We start from the raw sequence: 24,268 nt of genomic DNA on the forward strand, positions 1-24,268 counted from the left end.
CTGACGTTAAACATTCGTCTCAACCACGTCACCGCAACAAGCACACCACCAACCACAACGGTCAGCACTGCACCCACCACGACGACAATTGGCATCGACTTTTGGCACGCTGTTGAGTTCTCAAGGAGCAGACGCGCATCCATCCAGGCCCTCAAGGCCCGTCCGGAGGCAACCGTTCAACCTTACCCCCTCCAGGAGCTCGCGGTGACCACTCGGTCTTCGTGAGATCCTGCATGGGTCCTGACGTGAAGATCAGGGCACCAAGGTGCCTTGCATCTTGTCAGGGGTGGTCACCCTCCGGGGACCGGCCGGCGGGTTCTTGACCCGCTGTCCGTTCCTCCCCTCTCGGGGCGACGTCGAGAACATTACGCGTGGTCCTCCGCGGCGTCAAACCCGATGCCGGTGACCCCCGTCACGGCACCGTCGTGGGACCGCGTCGGCTGAGCCGGTCTGCACGTCGCTGCAGGTCAGCGGGCTCGACGCGACGACGCGCGGGTCATCTGGCCGTGTCCTGGACCAGCTCGGCGACCGCGAGTGTCCGCTTGCCGCGGCGCAGCAGGGCCCAGCGTCCGTGCAGCAGCTGTGCCGGCTCGAGCACGGCGTCCTCGGCGGAGACCCGCTCGTTGTTGACCGAGACCCCGCCGTCGGCGATCGCGCGACGCCCCGCCCCGCGACCGGCAACCAGTCCGGTCGCCACGAGCAGGTCCACGACCTCGGTGCCCAACCGCGCGAGCTCGGTCCGCGGCAGCTCCGCGAGGGCCGCCTCCAGAGTCGCCTCGTCGAGCTCGCCCAGCTCGCCCCGGCCGAAGAGCGCCTGGCTCGCGGTGACCACCTTCTCCGTGGCCCCCTCACCGTGGACCAGGCTGGTGACCTCGTGGGCCAGGGCCCGCTGGGCCTCCCGCGCCTGGGGCCGTACCTGGACGGCGTGCTCGAGCTCGGCGATCTCCTCGGGGGTGCGGTCCGTGAAGGTCCGCAGGAAGCGCACGACGTCCTCGTCCCCCGTGTTCAGCCAGAACTGGAAGAAGGCGTACGGGCTCATCATGTCCGGGGCCAGCCAGACCGCCCCGCCCTCGGACTTGCCGAACTTCGTGCCGTCGGCCTTGGTGATGAGCGGGGTGGTCAGGGCGTGCACAGCCGCCTGCTCGCTCTTGCGGATGAGCTCGACCCCCGAGAGCAGGTTCCCCCACTGGTCGTTGCCCCCGGTCTGCAGGGTGCACCCGTGCCGGCGGTAGAGCTCGAGGTAGTCCATCCCCTGGAGGATCTGGTAGCTGAACTCGGTGAAGGAGATGCCCTCGTCCGAGGCCAGCCTGCGAGCCACCGTGTCCTTGGCGAGCATCGTGCCGAGCCGGTAGTGCTTGCCGACCTCTCGCAGGAACTCGATCGCTCCCAGGTCTGCCGTCCAGTCCAGGTTGTTGACCATCAGGGCCGGGTTGTCACCCTCGAAGTCGAGGAACTGCGAGATCTGGCCCTGCAGGCGTTCGACCCACTCGGTGACCGTCTCCTTGGTGTTGAGCACCCGCTCCCCGGACATGCGCGGGTCGCCGATCATCCCGGTGGCACCACCCACCAGGGCCAGCACGCGGTGCCCCGACCGCTGCAGGTGGCGCAGGAGCACCAGCTGCACCAGGTGGCCGTGGTGCAGGCTCGGTGCGGTGGGGTCGAAGCCGCAGTAGACCGTGATCGGACCGGAGTCGAGGGCCTCACGCAGGGCCTGTGCGTCGGTGGTCTGCGCGAGCAACCCACGCCACTCGAGCTCGTCCAGGATGTGCACCGTCTACTCCTCCGTCGCCGATCTGCCAGGCCTAGTGTGCCGTGCGCGGACGGCGTGGGGCGCCAGGCCGGTACGCCGACACGCTGGGCTCCGCATCGACCCAGAACCGCCAGGGGTACAGGCGCGCGTCGCCGCCCGGGCCGCTCACCCCGACCCGAGGCCCCTGGACCGAGGACGGCGGGTCCTGCGCTCGCAGGAGGCTCACACGCCCCGCGGGGTCGAGGACCGCTGCCCCGTCGTCCTCGAGGTCGAGTCCCAGTGCCACCGCGAGCCGCGCCGGTCCGCGCGCCAGGTCGACGTCGGTCCGGCACACCCCGGTTCGACGGCGCCGCTCACGGGCGAGGGCTCGGCCGGCGACCACCTCCCCCGCGCGCAGCAGCACGGCCGCCGCCTCACCCGGCCGGCCCGTGACGAGGTTGACGCAGTGGTGCAGCCCCAGGTGGCGGTAGACGTACAGGTGCCCGGCGGCGCCGAACATGCTCGCGTTCCGTGCAGTGCGGCCGCGAAAGGCATGGGACCCGGGGTCCTCGGCGCCGTCGTAGGCCTCGACCTCGGTGAGCCGAACAGTCACCGTGCCCTCACCGCTCCGCACCGTGACGGTGCCGCCGAGCAGGGCTGGGGCGAGCCGGGGCACCGGGCGCTCGAGCCAGGATGGGTCGATCGGGCGGAGCTCGCCCTCGTCGCTCACGGCGCGAGATCCCGACGACCGTCCACGACGACGTCCGCCCGGTCCTGCGTCCCCTCCCGGGCGAAGTGCACGGCTTCGAGACCCATCCACCGCAGCCACTGCTCACGCATCTCGGTGCCGTCCCGTCGCAGGCCTCGCTCGAGGCGCAGATCAGCGGGCGCGTCCACCCACGCCACGAGCACGGCGTGCTGGGCGACCACCCGCTGCGCGCTCCCGCAGCCCTCGAGCACCAGGTGCTCGGTCGGTGGGAGGTCGTGCCACTCGGCGAAGGCCCCGGAGACCCAGTCGTACCGCTGGTAGCGGGCGGTCCGGCCGCCGCGAAGGGGCTCCAGGACCTGCTCCTCGAGCCGCTGGCTCAGGTCCTCGTCGAGGCCGGACCACCCGGCGTACAGGTCGTCCATGTGGACGACCGCGCAGCCCAGCTCGCGGGCCAGGGCCGCACCCAGGGTCGTCTTGCCCGAGCCGGCCGGGCCGTCCACGCAGACCAGTCGCACCGGCCCGAGACGCGGTGCCGCCGCGCGGATCCGGCCGGCCAGGGCGGAGACCGAGGTCACGCCGTGGCCCACGCCCTGAGCTGCACCGAACGGGCCCGCGCCCGGGTGAGCTGCTGGGCGACCTGCACGGGGGCTGTCCCCCCCGTGGCCGAGCGCGAGGCCAGCGAGCCCTCCACGGTCAGGACCTCTCGGACCGCCGGGGTCAGGTGCTCGGAGATCTCCGCGAGATCCGCCTCGGTGAGGTCCCACAGCTCGATGCCCTGCGCCTCGCAGCGACGTACGCAGCTGCCGGCGACCTCGTGGGCCACCCGGAACGGCACGCCGTGCCGGACCAGCCACTCCGCGACGTCCGTCGCGAGGGAGAACCCCTGAGGGGCGAGCTCGGCCATGCGACGGGTGTCGAAGGTGAGGGTCGCGACCATCCCGGCGAAGGCCGGGAGCAGCAGGCTCAGGGTGTCGACCTGGTCGAAGACGGGCTCCTTGTCCTCCTGCAGGTCCCGGTTGTACGCGAGCGGCAGCCCCTTCAGGGTCGTCAGCAGCCCCGTGAGGTCGCCGACGAGCCGACCCGCCTTGCCACGGGCGAGCTCGGCGACATCAGGGTTCTTCTTCTGCGGCATGATGCTCGACCCTGTCGAGAAGGCGTCGTCCAGGCGGACGAAGCCGAACTCCTTGGTCGCCCAGAGCACGACCTCCTCGGCGAGGCGCGACAGGTCGATGCCGACCATGGCGCTCACGAAGGCGAACTCGGCCACCGCGTCCCGGCTCGCCGTGCCGTCGATCGAGTTCTCCACCGGACCGTCGAAGCCGAGCTCGGCGGCGACCGCAGCAGGGTCGAGACCCAGGGACGAGCCCGCCAGCGCCCCCGAGCCGTAGGGGGACTGGGCCGCCCGCACGTCCCAGTCGACCCAGCGCTCGACGTCGCGCAGCAGGGGCCACGCGTGGGCGAGCAGGTGGTGCGCGAGCAGGACGGGCTGGGCGTGCTGCAGGTGGGTCCGGCCCGGCATGGGTGCCTCGGGGTGCGCCGCGGCCTGGTCGGTCAGGGCGTCGACGACGTCGAGGACCTGGACGGCCAGAGCACGCGCCTGCTCACGCAGGTACATCCGCACCAGGGTCGCGATCTGGTCGTTGCGGGACCGGCCGGCCCGGAGCTTGCCCCCCAGGTCCGGCCCGGCCCGCTCGATCAGACCACGCTCGAGGGCCGTGTGGACGTCCTCGTCGTCCGGGGCAGGCAGGAAGGCGCCGCTCTCGACGTCGACGCGCAGCCGGTCGAGGGCCTCGACCATGCCAGCGAGCTCGGCGTCGTCCAGGAGCCCTGCCCGGTGCAGCACCCGGGCGTGGGCCACCGAGCCAGTGACGTCGAGGACGGCGAGCCGCCAGTCGAAGTGCGTGCTCTTCGACAGCGCGGCCAGGGCGTCGGCGGGGCCGCCGGCGAACCGGCCGCCCCACAGGCTCACGCGCGCGGACTGCTCAGCCATCGGCACGGTCCCCCGTGGCCGGGAGATCGCCCTCGCCGAGGTCCACGTGGTTGCCGAACTTGACGTCGCGGGCCGCCGAGAGCTTGGCGGTGAGGCCGTAGATCTCGATGAAGCCCTTGGCGTGGGACTGGTCGAAGGTGTCCCCCGTGTCGTACGTCGCGAGGTTGAAGTCGTACAGGCTGGCCTCGCTGCGTCGCCCGGTGACCGTCGCCCGGCCGCCGTGCAGGAGCATGCGCACCTCGCCCGAGACGTACCGCTGGGTGTCGTCGACGAACGTGTCCAGGGACCGCTTGAGCGGGGAGAACCACATGCCGTCGTAGACCAGCTCGGTCCAGCGCTGCTCGACGCCGCGCTTGAAGCGGGCCTGCTCGCGCTCGACCGTGACGTTCTCGAGCTCCTGGTGCGCCGCGATGAGGGCCATCGCCCCCGGGGCCTCGTAGACCTCGCGGGACTTGATGCCGACGAGACGGTCCTCGACGATGTCGATCCGGCCGACGCCCTGGGCGCCCGCCCGACGGTTCATCTCCTGGATCGCCTGCAGCGGCGTGACCGGCACGCCGTCGATCGCGACCGGGACGCCGGCCTCGAAGGTGATGGTGACCTCGTCGGCGACCGGCGGGAAGGTGGGGTCGTCGGTGTAGGTGTAGACGTCCTTGGTCGGGGCGTTCCAGATGTCCTCGAGGAACCCGGTCTCGATCGCCCGGCCCCACACGTTCTGGTCGATCGAGAACGGGTTGTGCTTGGTCGTCTCGATGGGCAGGGCGTGCTTGTTGGCGTACTCGATCGCCTTGTCGCGCGTCAGGGCGAGGTCGCGGACCGGGGCCAGGCAGCGCAGGTCGGGCGCCAGGGAGGTGATGCCCACCTCGAAGCGCACCTGGTCGTTGCCCTTGCCCGTGCAGCCGTGCGCCACGGTCGAGGCACCGAACTGACGCGCGGCGCGGACCAGGTGCTTGACGATGACGGGCCGCGAGATGGCCGAGACCAGCGGGTAGCGGTCGAGGTACAGCGCGTTGGCCTTGAGGGCCGGCATGCAGTACTCCTCGGCGAACTCGTCGCGCGCGTCGGCCACGTAGGCCTCGACGGCTCCGCAGTCCAGGGCGCGACGCCGGATGACCTCGAGGTCCTCGCCGCCCTGGCCGACGTCCACGGCCACGGCGATCACCTCGGCCCCGGTGGCCTCGGCGATCCAGCCGATGCCGACCGAGGTGTCGAGACCTCCGGAGTAGGCGAGCACAACACGTTCAGTCATCACAGTTCTCTCTCTGGCAGGGGGTACGGGTCAGGTCGGGGCGCGGGCGACGAGCAGGCACTGCTCAGCCCCCCGCGAGGTCGAGGAAGCGGCGGGCGACGGCATCGCCCCCGTGGTCGTCGCGCGCGATCACCAGGACGGTGTCGTCCCCGGCGATCGTCCCGAGCACTCCGGGGAGCACCGAGTGGTCGATCGCCGAGGCGAGGAACTGCGCGGCCCCCGGAGGGGTGCGCAGGACCACCAGGTTCCCCGAGGGCTCAGCGGTCACCAGGAGCTCGGCGCACAACCTGGCCAGTCTGGCAGCCAACAGCTCGGTGTCCAGCGCCTGCTGGGGGCGACGGTCCGCTCCCTCGGCCGGCAACGCGTAGGCGAGACTCCCGTCGGCCGAGCGGATCCGCTCGGCGCGGAGCTCGACGAGGTCCCGGGACAGGGTCGCCTGGGTCACGGACAACCCCTCCACAGCGAGGGCCGCCGCGAGCTCGGACTGCGAGCGCACCGCGGTGCGGGCCAGGACCCGGGCGATGAGGGCGTGCCGGGCGGTCTTCGTGGCGGGCAGCCCCGAGGTCACGGCGTGGTCCACGGCCGTCACCTCCCGAGCACCCAGGCCAGCAGGGCCTTCTGGGCGTGGAGCCTGTTCTCGGCCTCGTCGAAGACGACCGACTGCGACCCCTCGAGCACGTCGGCGGTGATCTCCTTGCCGCGGTAGGCGGGCAGGCAGTGCAGGACGACGGCGGACGGGTCCGCCCGGGCCATCAGAGCGGCGTCCACCTGGAAGGGCAGGTACCGGGCCTCGGCCTCGACGGCCGACACGTCATCGCCCATCGACACCCAGGTGTCGGTCGCGACCACCTGTGCGTCGAGGACTGCGGCGCTCGCGTCCTGGGTCACGGTCACCGAGCCGCCCGTCGAGCGCGCGATCTCCTCGGCGTCGGCAAGCACCTGGCGGTCCGGGAGCCGGTCGGCGGGGGTCGCGATCGTGACGTGCAGGCCCGCGGTGGTCCCGCCCAGGAGGTAGGAGTGGGCCATGTTGTTGGCCCCGTCGCCGAGGTAGGCGAGCCGACGGCCGGGAAGGGCCTCGAGACCCCCGGGGGTGTGCTCGGCGACGGTCAGCAGGTCCGCGAGCACCTGGCAGGGGTGGAACTGATCGGTCAGCGCGTTGACCACCGGCACCTCGACGTGGTCGGCCATCTCGACCAGCCGAGCCTGCTCGAAGGTGCGCCACACGATCGCCGCGACCTGCCGTCCGAGCACCCGAGCGGTGTCCGCGACAGACTCGCGGACGCCGATCTGCGCGAGCTTGCCGTCCACGACCATGGGGTGGCCGCCGAGCTCGACGATCCCGGTCGTGAAGGAGACCTGGGTGCGCAGGGTCGGCTTGTCGAAGAGGATCGCGACGGTGCGCGGCCCCTCCAGAGGACGCGCGGCGAACCGGTCCGTCTTGAGCCTCAGGGCCAGCGCGAGGACCTCGGCCTGCTCGGCCGGGGAGAGGTCGTCGTCGCGCAGGAAGTGACGCACCATCACTGCTCCTCCTGGTCGTGGTCGAGGGCCGCGAGCTCGGCAGGCAGCTGCTCGAGGAAGGCGACGAAGGTCCGCAGCTGCTCGGTCGTGATGATCAGCGGAGGTGCGAGCCGCAGCGCGGTGGGCGTCACCGGGTTGACGACGAACCCCGCCTCGAGGGCGAGGTCGGCCACCCGGGCCGCGACGGGTCGGTGGAGCTCGACCGCCACGAGCAGGCCCGCGGCGCGGACCTCGGCGACCGCGGGGACCTGCTGCAGGTCGGCCACCAGCTGCTCGCCGACGGCGCAGACCTGCTCGAGCACCCCGTCCCGCTCGAGCACGCCGATCGTCGCCAGGGCCGCAGCCGCCGCGACCGGGTTGCCCCCGAAGGTCGTGCCGTGCTGACCGGCACCCAGGAGGCTCGCCGCACGTTCTCCGTGGGCGACGACCGCACCGATCGGGAAACCCCCGCCCAGGCCCTTCGCCAGCGTCACGACGTCGGGCCGGGCTCCCCCGCCCAGGTCGGCGTCGTGATGAGCGAGCCAGTGCCCGGTGCGACCCATCCCGGTCTGGACCTCGTCGAGCACGAGCAGAGCCCCGTACCGCTCGGTGAGGGCCCGGGCGTGCGCGAGGTAGCCCGGCGGCAGCCGCCGCACGCCGGCCTCGCCCTGGACGGGCTCGAGCACGAGGGCCGCGACGTCCTGGCCCATGGCCCGCTCGAGGGCGTGGCTGTCCCCGAAGGGGAGGAACTCGACCCCGGCGGGCAGCGGCTCGAAGGGCTCGCGGTAGGCGACCTTGTGCGTCAGGGCCAGAGCCCCCATCGTCCGGCCGTGGAAGGCCCCTTCGAGGGCCAGCACCCGGGGCCTGCCGGTGCGTCGAGCCATCTTGAACGCGGCCTCGTTGGCCTCGGTGCCGGAGTTGGCGAAGAAGACCCGGCTGGTCCGGTCGCCCCCGGTGAGCTCGACGAGCCGCTCGGCGAGGGCGACCTGGGTCGGCGTGGCGAAGAAGTTCGAGACGTGGCCCAGCGTGCCCAGCTGTGCGCTGATCGCAGCGGTCAGCGTCGGGTGGGCGTGGCCGAGCACGTTGACCGCGATGCCACCGAGGAGGTCCAGGTAGCGGCGGCCGTCCGCGTCCCAGACGTAGACGCCCTCCCCGCGCACGAGGACCCGCCGGGGCGTGCCGAAGGTGTTCATGAGCGCCTGGCCGTAGCGCTCGGTCCACCCCGAGACCGAGGCGCCCCCGTCGGCCCCGTGGTGCTCGATCGAGGTCACGACGCACCTCCGGGGGTGACGACGGTCAGGGCACCGGTGCGGACGTCGTCGGGCAGGACCATCGTGCCCGTCCCGCGCGAGGTGAAGACCTCGGTGAGCACCGAGTGGGCCTGCCGCCCGTCGACCACGTGCGCCTGGGGGACCCCGCCCCGGACGGCCCGCAGGCAGGCCTCCATCTTGGGGACCATGCCCGACTCGAGGCTCGGCAGGAGACGGGCGAGCTCGGTCACCCGGATGGTGCTCGCGAGGGAGGAGCGGTCCGGCCAGTCCGTGTAGAGGCCCTCGACGTCGGTGAGGATGATGAGCTTGGTCGCACCCAGGGCCACCGCGAGCGCTGCCGCGGCGGTGTCGGCGTTGACGTTCAGCACCTGGGTCGGGTCGTCGACGTCCGGGGCGACCGTCGAGACCACGGGGATGCGCCCGGCGTCGAGCAGGTCGCGCACCGCGCGGGGGTCGACCTCGACCACGTCGCCGACGTGTCCCACGTCGACCTGCTGGCCGTCGACGGTCGCGGTCCGGCGACGGGCCTGGAGCAGCCCGCCGTCCTCCCCCGACAGACCCACCGCGTGCGGGCCGTGGGCGTTGAGCAGCCCGACGAGCTCTCGCGAGACCTGCCCGGTCAGCACCATCCGCACGACGTCCATGCTCTCGGGCGTCGTCACCCGCAAACCGCCGCGGAACTCGCTCTCGATCCCCAGGCGCGCGAGCATGCTCGAGATCTGCGGCCCGCCCCCGTGCACCACGACGGGGTGCAGTCCTACCATCCGCAAGAAGACCATGTCCTGGGCGAAGGCACGCTTGAGGCGGTCGTCGACCATGGCGTTGCCGCCGTACTTGACGACGAAGAGGGCGCCGGCGAAGCGCTCGAGCCAGGGCAAGGCCTCGATGAGGACCTCGGCCTTCTGCTCGGGCCTCAGCCCCGCGAGGTCCGGGGTCGAAGAGTGGTGGGCGGTGTTCTCGCTCATGTGGAGTACGCGCTGTTCTCGTGGACGTAGTCGTGGGTCAGGTCGTTGGTCCAGACGGTGGCCTCGGCCTGCCCGGCGTGCAGGTCGATCTCGACGAGCACCTCCCGTGCTGCGGCCATGTCGACCAGCTCACGGGGCTCGCCCAGGCCTCCGGCCCGGCAGACCAAGACGCCGTTGATGCTCACGTCGACCTCGTCGGCCTCGAAGGCCGCCTGCTCCACGGGGACCGTGCCGACAGCGGAGAGGATCCGGCCCCAGTTCGGGTCGTTGCCGAAGACCGCGGCCTTGACCAGGTTCGAACGGGTCACGGCACGGGCCACCTGGACGGCGGCCTGCTCGGTCTCGGCACCGCGCACGGTGACCGCGACGTCGTGGCTGGCCCCCTCGGCGTCGGCCACGAGCTGGCGAGCGAGGTCGGCGGCGGCCGCGGTCACGGCCTCGGTCAGCTCGGCGGCCGAGACCTCGACCCCGCTGGCCCCCGAGGCCAGCAGCAGGACGGTGTCGTTGGTCGACATGCAGCCGTCGGAGTCGACCCGGTCGAAGGTGAGCCGCGTCGCGTGGCGGAGCGCGGCATCCAGGGTGGCCGGCTCGACCACCGCGTCGGTGGTCAGGACGCTGAGCATGGTGGCCAGCCCTGGCGCCAGCATCCCGGCGCCCTTGGCCATGCCGCCGACGGACCAGCCCGCGCGCTCGAGGTGGACCGTCTTGGCCACGCTGTCGGTGGTGCGGATGGCCTCGGCCGCGGCGGGCCCGCCGTCCCCTGCGAGAGCCGCGGTCGCCGCGTCGGCCCCGGCCAGGAGTCGGTCCATGGGTAGCCGCACGCCGATGAGCCCCGTCGAGCAGACGAGCACGTCACCGGCCGAGCAGCCGAGGCCCTCGGCGACGTGCTCGGCGGTCCGGTGCGTGTCGAGGAAGCCCTCGGGCCCGGTGCACGCGTTGGCCCCGCCCGAGTTCAGGACCACGGCGCGGGCCACGCCGTCCCCGACGGCGACCCGTGACCACTGGACGGGGGCAGCCTGGACCCGGTTGGTCGTGAAGACGGCCGCCGCGGCCTGGACGGGGCCGTCGTTGACGACGAGGGCGACGTCCGGGGCACCGGAGCTCTTGAGGCCGGCGGCGACCCCGGCCGCCCGGAACCCGGCAGGACCGGTCACGCTCACGGTGCGACTCCTTCGATCGTCAGGCCCAGGGTCTCGGGGAGACCCAGGGCGAGGTTCATCGACTGGACAGCGGCCCCTGCGGTGCCCTTGACGAGGTTGTCCAGGGCGCAGACGGTGACGACCCGGCCGGCGCGCTCGTCGACCGCCACCTGCACGAGCGCGGTGTTGGCGCCGACCGTCGCAGCTGTCGAGGGCCACTGGCCCTCGGGCAGCAGCTCGACGAACGGCTCGTCCGCGTAGGCCTCGGCCCACGCGGCGCGGACGGCCGCCGGATCGGTCCCTGGCACCAGGCGTGCGGTGGTCGTGGCGAGGATCCCGCGAGACATCGGGACGAGCGTCGGCGTGAAGGACAGCCCGACCGCCTCGGCGCCGACGGCCCGGAGGTTCTGCTCGATCTCGGGGATGTGCCGGTGGGCACCCGCGACCGCGTAGGGCACCGCGGACCCCATCCCCTCGGCCGCGAGGAGGTTCGGTCGTGTCGCCCGACCGGCCCCCGAGTAGCCGACGGCGAGGACCGCCACCAGGTCGGCGGCCTCGACGACGCCGCGCGCGACGCCCGGCTGGATCCCGAGGGTGACGGCCGTGACGTTGCAGCCGGGCACCGCGACGCGGTGGGCTCCGACGAGCTCGTCGCGCTGGCGGCTCCCGTCGGCCCGGATCAGCTCGGGCAGACCGTAGGGCCAGGTCCCGGCGTGCGGCGTGCCGTAGAAGGCCTCCCAGGCTGCCGGGTCGGCCAACCGGTGGTCCGCAGCGCAGTCCAGGACGAGGACCCCCTCGCCCAGCTCCGCGGCGACCGCGGCCGAGGCGCCGTGCGGCAGGGCGAGGACGACGACGTCGTGCCCGGCAAGAGTGGCAGCGCTCGTCGGCAGGATCTCGCGGTCGGCCAGGGACCGGAGGTGAGGCTGATGGGACCCGAGGCGGTCGCCCGCGGAGGAGAAGGCCGTCACGGCCCCCACCTCGACGCCCGGGTGGGAGGAGAGCAGGCGGAGGACCTCTCCCCCGGCGTACCCGCTCGCTCCGGACACGGCCACTGAGACTGACATGTGCATGAATATACACGCCACTGCATGACGAGGCGCCGGGGCGCGGCGAGTCGGCTGGAATGCTCCCACCCGCCGGGGCGTTCTCCCGGCATGCGTGCTATCCAAGCCATGAGAGCGGGCGGTCCCGAGGTCCTCGAGGTGGCCGACGTCCCGGAGGCGCCTCCCGGCCCCGGCACCGTCCTGGTCGCGGTCGCGGCGGCCGGGGTCAACTTCATCGACACGTACCGCCGATCCGGCACCTACCCGATGCCCTACCCCCACGTCGTGGGCAGCGAGGGCGCCGGGACGGTCGTCGCCGTCGGGGCCGGGGTCGAGGGCTTCGCGGTGGGCGACAGGGTGGCCTGGGTCGACGGCACGGCTGGCTCCTACGCCGAGCAGGTCGAGCTCGCCGCGCGGCACGCCGTCCCCGTACCTCACGGCGTGACCCTTCAGCAGGCTGCCGCCGTGATGCTCCAGGGCCTGACCGCGCACTACCTGGTCGACTCGACCTTCCCGGTGACCGCCGGCCAACGGGTCCTGGTCCACGCCGGGGCCGGTGGCGTGGGCCTGCTCCTGACCCAGCTCGCCGTCGCGCGAGGGGCCGTCGTCGTGAGCACCGTCTCGACCGAGGAGAAAGCAGCCCTCTCCCGGGGGGCGGGCGCCACCCACGTCATCCGTTACGACCAGCTCGCGGATCTTGCCGAGGAGCTGCCCGCCCTGGTGCGCGAGCACGTCGGAGGGGTCGAGACGGTCTTCGACGGGGTCGGTGCCGCCACCTTCGACGCCTCTCTCGCGAGCCTGGTGCCCCGGGGCGGTCTCGCGCTCTTCGGAGGCGCCTCGGGTCAGGTGGACCCGGTCGACCCCCAGCGGCTGGCCCGGGCCGGCTCGGTGTTCCTGACCCGACCGACCCTGGCGCACCACGTCGCCACGCGCGCCGAGCTCCTGCACCGGACAGCGGCCGTCTTCGACGCCATGCTGCGCGGCTCCCTCGAGGTCAGGGTCGGTGCGACCTTCCCGCTCGCCGAGGCCGCCGAGGCCCACCGCCTGCTCGAGGGCCGGGGCAGCACGGGCAAGATCCTCCTCCTGCCCTGAGAGCACCTGACCTGGGACGACGTGCACCGAGACGACGTGGCCCGGGACGACGTGGCGCACTGAGCCCGGACGGGCAGGGCACCAGCGGTCAGCCGGAGGGCGACGCGCACGGCACGGTCAGCCGCGCAGGACCGCGCCGTGCCGCCGCGCCGCCTCGGCGACGGCTGCCTCCCGGACCGCTGCGGCCTCCGCAGCGGTGAGCGTGCGGTCCTGAGCGCGCAGCCGCAGGGCGAAGGCCAACGAGCGGTGCCCCGGCGGGACCGGGTCACCGGTGTAGACGTCGAACAGGCGCAGGTCCTCGACGATCTCCCCCGCCGAGGACGCGGCAGCCCCCGTCCGCACGGCGTCGAGCACCTCACCTGCCGGGACCTCGGCCGGGACGACGAGGGCGATGTCCTCCTTGGCCGCCGGGTAGGTCGAGACCGGGGTGGCCTGGACCGGGCCGGGAACGGCCGCGAGGACGACGTCGAGGTCCACCTCGAAGGCCACGGCACGGTCGGGCAGGCCGAGAGCCGTCACCACCGTCGGGTGCAGCTCCCCGGCGTACCCGACCAGGGTGCCGTCGGCCAGCTCCAGGCGTGCGGTGCGTCCGGGGTGCCAGGGGGCGATCTCCTCGGCCTGACGCACCTCGAGCTCGACGCCGACCGCGCGGGCCACGAGGCGCGCGCCCGCGATCGCATCGGTGTGGTCGGCCCTGCGTCCGGCCCCCCACCATCCGGCAGGGTCGCGCAGCCCCGTGAGGACCGCCGCGACGTGCCGGGGCTGCGCCGGCACGGCCAGCTCGAGGCGGTCGAGGTCCCGGTCCGTCGGTCGGACCGCGCCGGGGAGCTGGGGCGCGCCGTCCGCCTCCGGGCTCGGCAGGGTGACCACGCCGGTCTCCGAGATCGCCAGGTCCGTCAGACCTCTCCCCACGTTGCGGCGCACCGTCTCGAGGAGGGTCACCAGGAGGTTGGTCCGCATCTCGGGCTGCTGCTCCGAGATCGGGTTCGCCAGCCGCAGCGACCGGCGCCGCGGGTCCTGGGCCGGGAGGCCGAGCTCGTCGTGCTGGTGCGACCCGACGAAGGGATAGCTGAGCGTCTCGACGTAGCCCGCCTCCGCGAGAGCCCGCGCGACGGCGCGGCGGGCACGCTGCCCGTCCGAGAGACCACGGCCTGCCGGAGCCACCGGGAGGACCGAGGGAACGGCGTCGTAGCCCTCGAGCCGCGCCACCTCCTCGACCAGGTCGACCGGCATGGTGAGGTCAGGGCGCCAGGTGGGCGGCTGGACGCTGACGGTCCCCGTCCCGCCGGCGACGTCGTGCGGTGAGCTCACCGTGCAGCCGACGGCCTCGAGGGCACCGACGACCTGCTCAGGGCCGTAGGGCACGCCGACGAGCTGGGCGGGCAGGCCCAGGTTGAGCATGATCGCGGGCGCCGGGGCCGTGCGGTCCACGTCGGTCAGCTCGACGTCGGCCACGCCACCGCCGTGCTCGACGAGGAGCTCGACCACGCGACGCACCGCGACCCGGGGCAGCGCCGGGTCGACCCCGCGCTCGAAGCGCTTGGCGGCCTCGCTCGGGATGCGGTGCCGTCGAGCCGACCGCGCGACGCTGACGGGGTCGAAGTGCGCCCCCTCGACGAGCAGGTCTCTCGTGCTCGCGGTCACCTCGCTGTCCGCCCCGCCCATCACCCCGGCGATGCCGAGCACCCGGGCACCGCGCTCGCCCTCGGGGCTGTCGGTGATGAGGAGGTCCTCGGTGTGCAGGCTGCGCTCGGTGCCGTCCAGGGTCGTCAACCGGTCCCCCGCGCGGGCCCGGCGCACGACCACGGGCGCGGCGACCTGCGCGAGGTCGTAGGCGTGCAGGGGCTGCCCCAGGTCGAGCATCACGTAGTTCGTCACGTCGACCGCGAGGGAGATCGGTCGCATCCCGGCCTGGGTGAGCCGGCGCTGCATCCACGCGGGGGACGGCCGTGCGGCGTCGACGCCCCGGACGACCTGGGCCACGAACCTGTCGCAACCAGGCACGTCATGGATCGGTGCCGCGTCGTCCACCTCGACGGAGAAGCCGTCGACCGCCGGGCTCTCATCCTGCGGGGCGAGGGCGGCCCGGTCGGTGAAGGGTGCGCCTGTTGCGTGGCCGTACTCGCGGGCCACTCCGCGCATCGAGAAGCAGTAGCCCCGGTCGGGGGTCACGTTGATCTCCAGGACCTCCTCACCCAGTCCCAGGAGCCCACGGGCGTCGGTCCCGGGTGCGGCCTCGAGGCCCAGGCGGGCGAGAACGATGATGCCCTCGTGGTCCTCGCCCAGGCCGAGCTCGCGCGAGGAGCAGATCATGCCGTCCGAGACGTGCCCGTAGGTCTTGCGGGAGGCGATCGCGAAGGGGCCCGGCAGCACGGTGCCCGGCAGCGCGACGACGACGTCGTCACCGACGCCGAAGTTGTGCGCCCCGCACACGATCCCGCGTGGCTCGGGTGTGCCGTCCTCGGCGGTCCCGTTGTGCGCGCCGACGTCGACCCTGCACCAGTTGATCGTCTTGCCGTTCTTCTGCGGCTCAGGGGTCAGCTCGACCACCCGCCCCACCACGAGCGGCCCCGTCACGGCGGCCGGATGGATGGCCTCCTCCTCGAGGCCCACCCGGACGAGGTCGGACGCGAGCTGCTCGGCCGTGGTCCCGGCGGGAACCTCGACGTGCTCGGCGAGCCAGGTCAGCGGGATGCGCGGCATCAGATGGTCCCCTCGAACTGAAGGGTGAAGCGCGCGTCGCCCTCCACCATGTCGTGCATGTCAGCGATCCCGTGCCGGAACATCAGGGTGCGCTCGATGCCCATGCCGAAGGCGAACCCGGAGTAGACCTCCGGGTCGACGCCGCAGGCACGCAGCACGTTCGGGTTGACCATGCCGCAGCCTCCCCACTCGACCCAGCCCGGTCCCCCCTTCTTCTGCGGGAACCAGAAGTCCATCTCGGCGCTGGGCTCGGTGAACGGGAAGTACGCGGGTCGCAGCCGCGTCCGGGACTCCGGGCCGAAGACCGCCCGGGCGAAGTGGTCCAGGGTGCCCTTGAGGTGGGCCATCGTCAGGCCCTTGTCGACCGCCAGGCCCTCGACCTGGTGGAAGACGGGCGTGTGGGTGGCGTCGAGCTCGTCGGTGCGGAAGGTCCGCCCCGGGCAGGCGATGTAGACCGGCAGGTCCCGGTCGAGCAGAGCACGCGCCTGCACCGGGGAGGTGTGGGTCCTGAGCACCAGGCCCGAGTCCGCCGCAGGGTCGCGGGGGTGCTCGACGAAGAAGGTGTCCTGCATCTGCCGCGCCGGGTGGTCGACGCCGAAGTTGAGCGCGTCGAAGTTGAACCACTCGGCCTCGACCTCGGGCCCCTCGGCGATCTCCCAGCCCATCCCGACGAAGTGGTCGGCGATCCGCTCGGAGAGCAGCTCGAGCGGGTGCCGACCGCCCCGCGCCGACCGCTCCGCGGGAAGGGTGACGTCGACCGTCTCCTCGACCAGGACGCGGGCGTCCCGCTCGGCCTCGAGCTCCGCCTGGCGCGCGGCGAGGGCAGCACCGACCCGCCCGCGGGCAGGGCCCAGGAGGCGGCCCGCAGCACCCTTGTCAGAACCCTCCAGGCCACCGATGGCACGGTTGGCCAGGGCGAGCGGGCTGCGGTCACCGACATGGGCGAGCCGGGCGGCCTTGAGCTCGTCGAGGTCACGGGCCGCGGCGAAGGCGGCTCCGGCCTGAGCGACGGCGACCTCGATGCCGTCGGCGTCGAGCGGGGACAGGGGCGAGGAGGAGGACATCCGGACCTTCCGACGCGGGGCGGGCGGCGAGCGCACGGCACTCGACCAGCTGGGGAGTCTAGTGGCGCCCGTGCGCGGCCCCTGGCGTCGTCGGACCCCCGAGCACTCTCGGCAGGGTGACGAGCGCGACGTTCAGTCGCGCGGCCCGCGCACGGGCCGCGGAAATCGTCCGCCGGGGACGAGACGAGTCGCGATCACGCTCACATCGTGCCACAGCAGGGGTCCGTCGCGGCGCCGGGTGACGGTCAGGGGACGGTGCCTCCACCGCAGGTGAGGGTGCGCAGGGAGGTGTAGAGCGGGCCACCGTGCCGCCCCGCACCCGGCTGCGAGCTCATCAGCTCGACCTGCTCGACCGTCCACGAGGGCCCGCGGTAGAGCGACATCGCCGCGACCAGCGACTCGACGGCCCCGGGTCCGTGGTCCGGTACACCGCGGGACGGGTGCCCACGACGCCCGGAGCGGGCCCTGTCCCCCGCGCTCCGCGAGACCCGACCCACCGTGAGGTGCGGGCGCGACCGGACACGGACCTCGGGAGCCGCACCTGCGGCCTCCCCGGACCGCCGTGCCGCGGCGACGAGGGCCTGCATCCCGTCCAGGTCGCCACCGACCCCGACCCAGAGCGTACGGTGGGAGAAGACCCCGGCTCCGCGGAGGTCGAGCTCGACAGGAACGACCTCGTCGACCGCACCCTCGAGCGCGACGGTGAGCTCGTCGGCGGCCCCGTCGGAGAGCTCACCGTAGAAGGCCACCGTGACGTGCCTGTTCTCCGGGGCAGACCACCGGACAGGGCGCGGCCCGCCCGCGGTCGGAAGGGACGCAGCGACCCCCTCGAGCGCGAGGCTCAGGTGGTCGAGCACGTGCTGGGGCGGTCGCACCGCGAGGAAGAGGCGCACCCTCCGAGCGTCCCACGGGCCGGTCAGGCCCGGCGTGCCCGCGCGCTGGCGTACAGGCAGAGCGTGGCCGCGGTCGCGAGGTTGAGGGACTCGGCGAGACCGTGGATCGGCACGCGCACCGAGGAGTCCGCCAGGGCGAGCTCCTGCGGGCTCAGGCCGCGGGCCTCGTTCCCGAAGAGCCAGGCCGTGGGTGCCGTGAGGTCGGGAGGCGCCGGGTCGCCGGGACCCTCCGGACCGCGAGCCTCGCCGCGGTGCCGTGGGCGTCCGGCACCGTCGCCCTCGTCCGTCCCGGGTGGCGTCACGTGGTCGAGGAGGTCGTCGACGTCGTGCGTGCCCTGACCGGTCGCGGCGAGAACGACCAGACCTGCGTCCCGCAGAGCGGCCACCGCCTCCGGGACGGTCAGGCCGGTCACGACCGGGAGGTGGAAGATCGAGCCGGCGCTCGAGCGGACCACCTTGGGGTTGTGCAGGTCGACGCTCTCCCCAGCGAGCACCACCGCGTCGGCCCCGGCGGCGTCGGCAGCACGGATCACGGTGCCTGCGTTGCCCGGGTCGCGCACCGTGGCGAGGACCGCCACGAGGGCGGGACCTGCCGCGAGCACACCGTCGAGGGTGCGTGCGAGCTGCTGGACCACCGCAACCGCGCCCTGACCGTCGGGGCTCATCGCCTCGAGGACCTCGGCGGTGCCGGTCCGCACCTGGACCCCACCCTCGTCCGCGGCACGCACCAGGTCCGGGTGGCGGTCGGCAGCGGCACGGCTCAGGTACAGCTCACGGACCGCCCCGGGACGGCAGCGCAGGGCCTCGCGCACGGCCTGCGGGCCCTCGACGAGGAAGTGACCCGTCCGACGACGCGACGAACGCCCGGCCAGGGCCTTCACCGCCCTGACCCGCTCGGCGCGGGGGTTGGACAGCTCGGGCACGGACCGGGCGCTCGTCGTGGGGTACGTCGGGTCAGGCCGCCGCGGAGGGCGCGTTGACGTCAGCCGGCAGCGCGTCCTTCGCCAGCTGGACCAGGGCCGCGAAGGCCGGGGCGTCGTTGACAGCCATGTCGGCCAGCACACGACGGTCGACCTCGATGCCCGCGAGCTTGAGGCCCTGGATGAGGCGGTTGTAGGTCAGGCCCTGCTCGCGCGAGGCCGCGTTGATCCGCTGGATCCACAGCCGGCGGAAGTCACCCTTGCGCGCCTTGCGGTCGCGGTAGGAGTAGACGAGCGAGTGGGTGACCTGCTCCTTGGCCTTGCGGTAGAGCCGCGACCGCTGACCGCGGTAACCGCTCGCGCGCTCGAGTGTCGTCCGGCGCTTCTTCTGGGCATTGACTGCCCGCTTCACGCGTGCCACGTGGTGCTCCTTGGGTTTCGGGGCTCACAGGTGAATCCGGGGCGCGCGTCGCGCGCCGCAGGACTCACTTGCCGAGCAGCTTCTTGATCTTGGGGGCGTCGGCCGGCGAGACGACCTGGTCGGAGGCGAGGCGACGCGTGCGGCGGCTCGACTTGTGCTCGAACAGGTGGCGCGCCCCGGCCTGCTCGCGCATGAGCTTGCCGCTCCCGGTGATCCGGAAACGCTTCTTCGCACCACTGTGCGTCTTGTTCTTCGGCACTGGTGTGCTCTCTTCCTTCTTGTCACCCCGGGGCAGGGGTGAGGTGTCGCGCCGGCCGGTGGGCCCGCGCGGTGGTCAGGACTGGGTCTCGGCGGCCGTGTCCGCGGCAGCGGCGTCGTCCTTGGCCGCGGCAGTCTCCTGCGCGCGACGACGCTGCTCGTTCTTGGCGTCCGCCTTCTTCTTGGTCGGTCCGAGCACCATGGTCATGTTGCGCCCGTCCTGCTTGGGCATGCTCTCGACGAAGCCGAGCTCGGCGACGTCGTCCGCGAGACGCTGGAGGAGCCGGACGCCCATCTCGGGGCGGGACTGCTCGCGACCGCGGAACATGATCATGACCTTGACCTTGTCCCCCGCCTTGAGGAACCGCTCGACGTGGCCCTTCTTGGTGCCGTAGTCGTGCGGGTCGATCTTGAGGCGGAAACGGATCTCCTTGAGGACCGTGTTCGCCTGGTTGCGGCGAGCCTCACGGGCCTTCATGTCGGCCTCGTACTTGAACTTGCCGAAGTCCATGAGCTTGCAGACGGGCGGACGGGCGTCCGGGGCGACCTCGACCAGGTCGAGGTCGGCCTCCTGCGCCAGTCGCAGGGCGTCCTCCACGCGGACGATGCCGACCTGCTCGCCGTTGGGGCCGACCAGGCGGACCTCGGCGACGCGGATCCGATCGTTGATGCGGGGCTCGCTGATGTGCTGCTCCTCGTGCTCGTCGGGGCGACCACCGACAACGAAGAAGGCCTCCGCTGCTGAGCACGCGCGGAGGCCTGACAGGTCCGAGAGCGACGTCGGACGTCACCCGCACCAGGGCACCGAGATGCCCTGCATCGGACCGGACCCGGAACCTGGTGCCGCGTGAGCGGACGGTCGGCGCCTGGGTGGGATCAGCTCCACTTGTGCACCGATGCCGCGACCCGAGGGCGCGCGACATCAGTCGGTCGGGGACAAGAGTAGCAGGCCCGCTCCGCGACCCACGGCGTGCGCGGCGATACTTGAATCATTCCAGAACAACCTGCGATGATCACGGCCGACCCGGCCGACCGGCAGGGCAGCAGGACGAGGAAGGAACACCGTGACCTCACCGTTCACGACCACCGATGCGGGGGCGCCCGTCGCCTCCGACGCGCACGCGCAGACCGTCGGGGCCGACGGCCCCATCGTGCTGCACGACCACTACCTGGTCGAGAAGCTCGCGCAGTTCAACCGCGAGCGGGTGCCCGAGCGGGTCGTGCACGCCAAGGGCGGTGGCGCCTTCGGGACGTTCACCACCACCGAGGACGTGAGCCGGTACACGCGCGCCGCCCTCTTCCAGCCCGGCGCCGTCACCGAGACCCTCGCACGGTTCTCGAGCGTGGCCGGAGAGCTCGGTTCCCCCGACACGTGGCGCGACCCCCGCGGCTTCGCGCTGAAGTTCTACACGACCGAGGGCAACTACGACCTCGTCGGCAACAACACCCCGGTGTTCTTCATCCGGGACGGGATCAAGTTCCCTGACTTCATCCGGTCCCAGAAGCGGCTGCCCGGCTCACACCTGCGGGACAACGACATGCAGTGGGACTTCTGGACGCTGTCCCCCGAGTCGGCCCACCAGGTCACGTGGCTCATGGGCGACCGCGGCCTGCCCTCGTCGTGGCGGCACATGGACGGCTTCGGCTCGCACACCTACCAGTGGATCAACGCCGAGGGTGAGCGCTTCTGGGTCAAGTACCACTTCACGACCGACCAGGGCATCGACAACCTCACCGCCGAGGCGGCCTCCCAGCTCGCCGGCTCTGACGCCGACATCCACATCCGTGACCTCTACGAGGCGATCGAGCGCGGCGACCACCCCTCCTGGACCCTCCACGTCCAGGTCATGCCCTACGCCGCGGCGGCCACCTACCGGTTCAACCCGTTCGACCTCACCAAGGTCTGGCCGCACGCCGACTTCCCGCTCATCAAGGTCGGCACCCTCGAGCTCAACCGCAACCCCGAGAACTACTTCGCCCAGATCGAGCAGGCCACCTTCGCGCCCTCGAACTTCGTCCCCGGGATCGCGGCGAGCCCGGACCGCATGCTCCTCGCGCGGATCTTCTCCTACGCGGACGCGCACCGGTACCGGGTGGGCACGAACCACGCGCAGCTGCCGGTGAACTCGCCCCACGCGGCCCCCGTGCACAGCTACTCCAAAGACGGAGCGGCCCGCTACTCCTTCGCCGCCCCCGACGTCCCGGTCTACGCGCCCAGCTCGCGCGGTGGTGCCCACGCCGAGCCCGGCCGAGCCGGCGAGTCGGGAGGCTGGGAGTCCGACGGCGAGCTGGTGCGGTCCGCCGCGACCCTGCACGCCGAGGACGACGACTTCGGCCAGGCGGGAACCCTCTACCGCGAGGTCTTCGACGACGCCGCACGCGCCCGGTTCCTCGAGACGATCACGGGGCACGTGGGCGGGGTCCGCAGCGCTGACATCCGTGAGCGCGCCGTCCAGTACTGGACCCAGGTCGACGCCGGTCTGGGTGCCGCCCTGCGCGCCGCCCTGTCGGTCACGGCCCCCGTCGAGACAGGACAGCCGGCGACCTCGGCCCTGCCGGTCGAGTGACTCCTGCACCGGGGGGTGGACCGCAGGCGTCACGGTCCGCCCCCCGGTGAGAGGATCGTCCTCATGAGCCACGAGTCCGAGGTCCCCGTCCGCGCCGCAGGCAGCGACCCCGCCGCGCTGCGAGACATCGCCGAGGTCCCCGCGGTGGAGGTGATCACGACGGCAGCGGTGCACCTGATGAGCGCCGCCGCCGTCAAGTGCGGCCTGGGTCCCGACACCGAGAGCGGGCCGGGGGCAGACCTCGCGGACCTGGACGAGGCCCGCAAGCTGATCACCGCCCTCGCGGCGCTCATCACGGCGGCTGCCCCCGAGATCGGCAACCAGCACGCCCGCGCGCTGCGGGACGGCCTGCGCTCCCTCCAGCTCGCCTTCCGCGAGGCGTCCCCCTTCCCCGACGCCCCCGGCGAGGGCCCCGGGGAGGCGTGGACCGGAGCCGTCAGCTGAGCCGGGCCGACATCTGCAGTCGTCCCGGGCCCTGACTCCCTATCCTGGTGAGATGACCGACCCGTCCACACCGCAGCGCGGTGCCGCGGCAGACCTCGACGTGCCGGTCACCGCCCCGCTGCCGCCTGTCGACGCACCGGCCGCGACCACCCTGGACGACGAGCCGACCCACGACGCGACGACAGACGCGGCACGGGCAGACGCCGCGCCCTCGTGGACCCCGGTCACCGGCAGCGCCCGGGGGGAGCCGGACGAGGAGGCCGGGGAAGAGCCCCCCGCGGCAGAGACGTCCGGGACGGCGTCCGAGCCGGCGGCGTCAGCCACGGTCCAGGAGGCGCCCGAGACCGACCCCAGCACCGACCAGGGGCTCCCGCAGCACACCGCGATGCCGCCGCCCGCCGCCCTCGACCCCGCGGCGGCAGACCGTCCCGCGCCAGGCGAGCCCTCGTCCCCGGGCGCCCCGCCGTCTCGACGGCGCACCGACGGCCGCGCCGAACCGGCGCACAGCACCAGGTCGGAGCGACGGGTCGGACGACGTATCGCCCTCGCCCTGCTCGTGCTGGTCACGATCGCTCTCGTGGCCCTGGCGGTGTACCTCTACCGCACCTCCCAGGCCTGGGAGGACCGGTCGGCGGAGTACCTGGGAGCTGCCCAGGTCATCGGCGAGGACCTCGCCGCGAGCCGGGCCGAGCTCACCGGCACCCGGGCAGAGCTCGAGGCCGTCCGCTCCCAGCTCGGCACGGCCCAGGAGCGGATCGTCGAGCTCGCCGACGAGAAGGCCCAGCTCGGCGACGACCGTGAGGCCCAGCGACAGCTCGTCGACTACCAGGAACGGGTGAGCGAGGCGGCCGGGCAGGTCGCGCTGGCCCTCGACCAGTGCGTGCAGGGTCAGCAAGAGCTCATCGGCTACCTCGCCGATGCCGACGAGTACGACCCCGACGCCCTCGCGGCGTTCGAGTCCGATGTCGAGGTGCTCTGCCAGGCGGCGACCGAGGCCAACATCGCCCTGCAGCGCGAGCTCGGTCGATGAGCCCCCCTCGCCGCCGTCACGTCGGGCGCCGGCTCGCGGCGGTCGCCCTGGCCCTTCCCCTGGCTGCTGGTTGCGCCGCCGTCGAGCAGGCCGCCGAGGACTTCCCCCGCATGCCCGGGCCCGAGGTGACCGAGCTGGTCCCTTCCGAGCCGGCACCGGCCGAGGTCGCGGGCTCCGACACCCTGTCGAGCGACGGGTTCGATGCGGTGCGGCAGATGGCCGTCCGCATCCGCAACGTCGGCTGCGGGTCGCTGTCGACCGGGTCGGGCTTCGCCATCGACGCGACCACGCTGATCACCAACAAGCACGTCGTGGCCGGCTCGGCCGAGCTCCAGGTGCAGACCTACGACGGCCGGGACGTCGACGTCACGGCCTCGACCACCGCCGACCTCGCCGACCTCGCGGTCGTCCGCACCGACGAGGAGCTGAGCAGCTACCCCGAGCTCGCCGAGGCCGACCCGGTGCGCGGAGACGCCGTGACCGTGGTCGGCTACCCCCAGGGGGGGCGGCTCACGGTGACCCAGGGCCAGGTGATCGGCGAGACGACCGACCCGCTCAACGAGAACCTGGGCGTGGTCCTGGTCACCGATGCCGCCGTCGAGCCCGGCAGCTCGGGCTCGGCGGTGCTCGACGAGGGCGGCCGCGTGGTCGGGGTCGTCTACGCCAAGAGCGCGGCGGGCCAGAGCTTCATCGTGCCGGTCAGCACGCTCGAGAGCCTGCTGGCCGACGACGCGGCGTTCGTGCCGACCGAGACCTGCGCACCCTGATCCTCCGACCGGCCTCGCGCGAGGGCGGGCGGGCGGGCGGGTGCAGGATGGGCTCATGAGCGGGGACGAGCGTTCAGTTCAGAGGGACGGGGGTCAGCGGGCCTCGACCCGCGCCCGGCGCCGGGCGGGGGCGATCACCCGGGTCGCGGGAGAGGCTCTGAGCGTCCGGCGAGCCTTCGGTGAACCTGTCCGCCACGGCGAGGTCGTGCTCGTCCCGGTGGCCCGGGTCACCGGGGGGACGGGATCAGGATGGGGCGACGGAGAGTCCGGTGCGGAGGCCGGGGGGCGCGCGACGGGCGAGCTCACGGGCTCGGGCGGGGGCGGAGGCCTCGGCGTCCGGATCCAGCCCGTGGGCGCGTACGTCGTCCGAGGGGCGAGCGTGAGCTGGCAGCCCGCCCTGGACCTGGGCCGGGTGGTCCTCGGCGGTCAGGTCGTCGGGGCGATCGCCGTGGCCGCCATGGCCTGGGCCTGGGGCCGACGCTCGGGGCGTTGAGCACCTCGGCGCACGGAGCGCCTC

24 protein-coding genes are annotated in these 24,268 nt (G+C 73.1%); 6 read left to right on the forward strand and 18 right to left on the reverse strand.

Going from position 1 to position 24,268, the window contains the following annotated elements:
• Positions 1 to 496: 496 nt before the first annotated feature.
• From tyrS to argC, 11 genes are all read right to left on the reverse strand, one after another.
• Positions 497 to 1,771, reverse strand: a complete 1,275-nt coding sequence (tyrS, locus tag J4G33_RS15520; protein WP_208056908.1) for a tyrosine--tRNA ligase — start codon at positions 1,769 to 1,771, stop codon at positions 497 to 499.
• 31 nt (positions 1,772 to 1,802) lie between these two features.
• The gene (locus tag J4G33_RS15525; protein WP_372435072.1) at positions 1,803 to 2,459 is read right to left on the reverse strand and encodes a DNA-3-methyladenine glycosylase; all 657 of its coding nucleotides are present in this window, start codon (positions 2,457 to 2,459) and stop codon (positions 1,803 to 1,805) included.
• Positions 2,456 to 3,013 (reverse strand): AAA family ATPase, encoded by a 558-nt coding sequence (locus tag J4G33_RS15530; protein ID WP_307793950.1) that lies wholly within the window; start codon positions 3,011 to 3,013, stop codon positions 2,456 to 2,458. The genes J4G33_RS15525 and J4G33_RS15530 overlap by 4 nt, the downstream gene beginning before the upstream one ends.
• Positions 3,010 to 4,428, reverse strand: a complete 1,419-nt coding sequence (gene argH / locus J4G33_RS15535; RefSeq protein WP_208056910.1) for an argininosuccinate lyase — start codon at positions 4,426 to 4,428, stop codon at positions 3,010 to 3,012. The genes J4G33_RS15530 and argH overlap by 4 nt, the downstream gene beginning before the upstream one ends.
• Positions 4,421 to 5,677: an argininosuccinate synthase gene (locus J4G33_RS15540; RefSeq protein ID WP_208056911.1), complete on the reverse strand. Its 1,257-nt coding sequence runs from the start codon at positions 5,675 to 5,677 to the stop codon at positions 4,421 to 4,423. The genes argH and J4G33_RS15540 overlap by 8 nt, the downstream gene beginning before the upstream one ends.
• A gap of 64 nt (positions 5,678 to 5,741) precedes the next feature.
• Positions 5,742 to 6,257, reverse strand: coding sequence for an arginine repressor (locus J4G33_RS15545; RefSeq protein ID WP_208056912.1), 516 nt, complete (start codon positions 6,255 to 6,257; stop codon positions 5,742 to 5,744).
• A gap of 5 nt (positions 6,258 to 6,262) precedes the next feature.
• Positions 6,263 to 7,195, reverse strand: a complete 933-nt coding sequence (argF, locus tag J4G33_RS15550; protein ID WP_208056913.1) for an ornithine carbamoyltransferase — start codon at positions 7,193 to 7,195, stop codon at positions 6,263 to 6,265.
• On the reverse strand, positions 7,195 to 8,445 hold the full coding sequence (locus J4G33_RS15555) for an acetylornithine transaminase (RefSeq protein WP_307793951.1): 1,251 nt from the start codon (positions 8,443 to 8,445) through the stop codon (positions 7,195 to 7,197). Before J4G33_RS15555 ends, argF begins: the two co-directional genes overlap by 1 nt.
• Positions 8,442 to 9,410: an acetylglutamate kinase gene (argB, locus tag J4G33_RS15560; RefSeq protein WP_208056914.1), complete on the reverse strand. Its 969-nt coding sequence runs from the start codon at positions 9,408 to 9,410 to the stop codon at positions 8,442 to 8,444. The genes J4G33_RS15555 and argB overlap by 4 nt, the downstream gene beginning before the upstream one ends.
• On the reverse strand, positions 9,407 to 10,570 hold the full coding sequence (gene argJ / locus J4G33_RS15565; RefSeq protein ID WP_208056915.1) for a bifunctional glutamate N-acetyltransferase/amino-acid acetyltransferase ArgJ: 1,164 nt from the start codon (positions 10,568 to 10,570) through the stop codon (positions 9,407 to 9,409). The genes argB and argJ overlap by 4 nt, the downstream gene beginning before the upstream one ends.
• A complete protein-coding gene (argC, locus tag J4G33_RS15570) occupies positions 10,567 to 11,619 on the reverse strand; it encodes an N-acetyl-gamma-glutamyl-phosphate reductase (protein WP_208056916.1) in 1,053 nt (350 codons plus the stop codon). The genes argJ and argC overlap by 4 nt, the downstream gene beginning before the upstream one ends.
• Positions 11,620 to 11,703: 84 nt before the next feature.
• Here argC and J4G33_RS15575 point away from each other — a divergent pair, with 84 nt between their 5' ends.
• Positions 11,704 to 12,684 carry a quinone oxidoreductase family protein gene (locus J4G33_RS15575; protein WP_208056917.1) on the forward strand — a complete coding sequence of 327 codons (981 nt, stop codon included), beginning with the start codon at positions 11,704 to 11,706 and terminating at the stop codon, positions 12,682 to 12,684.
• A 117-nt stretch (positions 12,685 to 12,801) separates the two neighbouring features.
• Here J4G33_RS15575 and pheT read toward each other — a convergent pair whose 3' ends face one another.
• The 7 genes from pheT to infC all read right to left on the reverse strand — a co-directional run bounded on the left by pheT (position 12,802) and on the right by infC (position 19,628).
• Positions 12,802 to 15,387, reverse strand: coding sequence for a phenylalanine--tRNA ligase subunit beta (pheT, locus tag J4G33_RS15580; RefSeq protein WP_208056918.1), 2,586 nt, complete (start codon positions 15,385 to 15,387; stop codon positions 12,802 to 12,804).
• Positions 15,387 to 16,451, reverse strand: a complete 1,065-nt coding sequence (pheS, locus tag J4G33_RS15585) for a phenylalanine--tRNA ligase subunit alpha (RefSeq protein ID WP_208056919.1) — start codon at positions 16,449 to 16,451, stop codon at positions 15,387 to 15,389. The genes pheT and pheS overlap by 1 nt, the downstream gene beginning before the upstream one ends.
• Positions 16,452 to 16,696: 245 nt before the next feature.
• Positions 16,697 to 17,344 (reverse strand): RNA 2',3'-cyclic phosphodiesterase, encoded by a 648-nt coding sequence (gene thpR / locus J4G33_RS15590; RefSeq protein WP_208056920.1) that lies wholly within the window; start codon positions 17,342 to 17,344, stop codon positions 16,697 to 16,699.
• A 23-nt stretch (positions 17,345 to 17,367) separates the two neighbouring features.
• On the reverse strand, positions 17,368 to 18,267 hold the full coding sequence (locus J4G33_RS15595) for a TrmH family RNA methyltransferase (protein WP_307793952.1): 900 nt from the start codon (positions 18,265 to 18,267) through the stop codon (positions 17,368 to 17,370).
• Between the two features lie 31 nt (positions 18,268 to 18,298).
• Complete coding sequence (rplT, locus tag J4G33_RS15600) at positions 18,299 to 18,685, reverse strand: 50S ribosomal protein L20 (RefSeq protein ID WP_208056921.1); 387 nt, start codon at positions 18,683 to 18,685, stop codon at positions 18,299 to 18,301.
• Between the two features lie 64 nt (positions 18,686 to 18,749).
• Positions 18,750 to 18,944, reverse strand: a complete 195-nt coding sequence (gene rpmI / locus J4G33_RS15605) for a 50S ribosomal protein L35 (RefSeq protein WP_208056922.1) — start codon at positions 18,942 to 18,944, stop codon at positions 18,750 to 18,752.
• Positions 18,945 to 19,019: 75 nt separating this feature from the next.
• Positions 19,020 to 19,628: a translation initiation factor IF-3 gene (infC, locus tag J4G33_RS15610; protein WP_208057009.1), complete on the reverse strand. Its 609-nt coding sequence runs from the start codon at positions 19,626 to 19,628 to the stop codon at positions 19,020 to 19,022.
• Positions 19,629 to 20,007: 379 nt separating this feature from the next.
• On the opposite strand from infC, the gene J4G33_RS15615 reads away from it, so the two are divergent.
• The 5 genes from J4G33_RS15615 to J4G33_RS15635 all read left to right on the forward strand — a co-directional run bounded on the left by J4G33_RS15615 (position 20,008) and on the right by J4G33_RS15635 (position 24,244).
• Positions 20,008 to 21,510, forward strand: coding sequence for a catalase (locus J4G33_RS15615; protein WP_208056923.1), 1,503 nt, complete (start codon positions 20,008 to 20,010; stop codon positions 21,508 to 21,510).
• A 63-nt stretch (positions 21,511 to 21,573) separates the two neighbouring features.
• Positions 21,574 to 21,954 carry a DUF1844 domain-containing protein gene (locus tag J4G33_RS15620; RefSeq protein WP_208056924.1) on the forward strand — a complete coding sequence of 127 codons (381 nt, stop codon included), beginning with the start codon at positions 21,574 to 21,576 and terminating at the stop codon, positions 21,952 to 21,954.
• A gap of 52 nt (positions 21,955 to 22,006) precedes the next feature.
• Entirely contained in the window at positions 22,007 to 22,984 is a 978-nt protein-coding gene (locus J4G33_RS17340; protein ID WP_243759237.1) for a hypothetical protein, read from the forward strand.
• Positions 22,981 to 23,751 carry a S1C family serine protease gene (locus J4G33_RS15630; protein WP_208056925.1) on the forward strand — a complete coding sequence of 257 codons (771 nt, stop codon included), beginning with the start codon at positions 22,981 to 22,983 and terminating at the stop codon, positions 23,749 to 23,751. Before J4G33_RS17340 ends, J4G33_RS15630 begins: the two co-directional genes overlap by 4 nt.
• Before the next feature lie 55 nt (positions 23,752 to 23,806).
• Positions 23,807 to 24,244, forward strand: a complete 438-nt coding sequence (locus J4G33_RS15635; RefSeq protein WP_208056926.1) for a spore germination protein GerW family protein — start codon at positions 23,807 to 23,809, stop codon at positions 24,242 to 24,244.
• The last annotated feature ends 24 nt before the right edge of the window (positions 24,245 to 24,268 follow it).

The organism is Actinotalea soli (assembly GCF_017565425.1).
In the GTDB taxonomy this organism is placed as follows: Bacteria; Actinomycetota; Actinomycetes; order Actinomycetales; family Cellulomonadaceae; genus Actinotalea; species Actinotalea soli.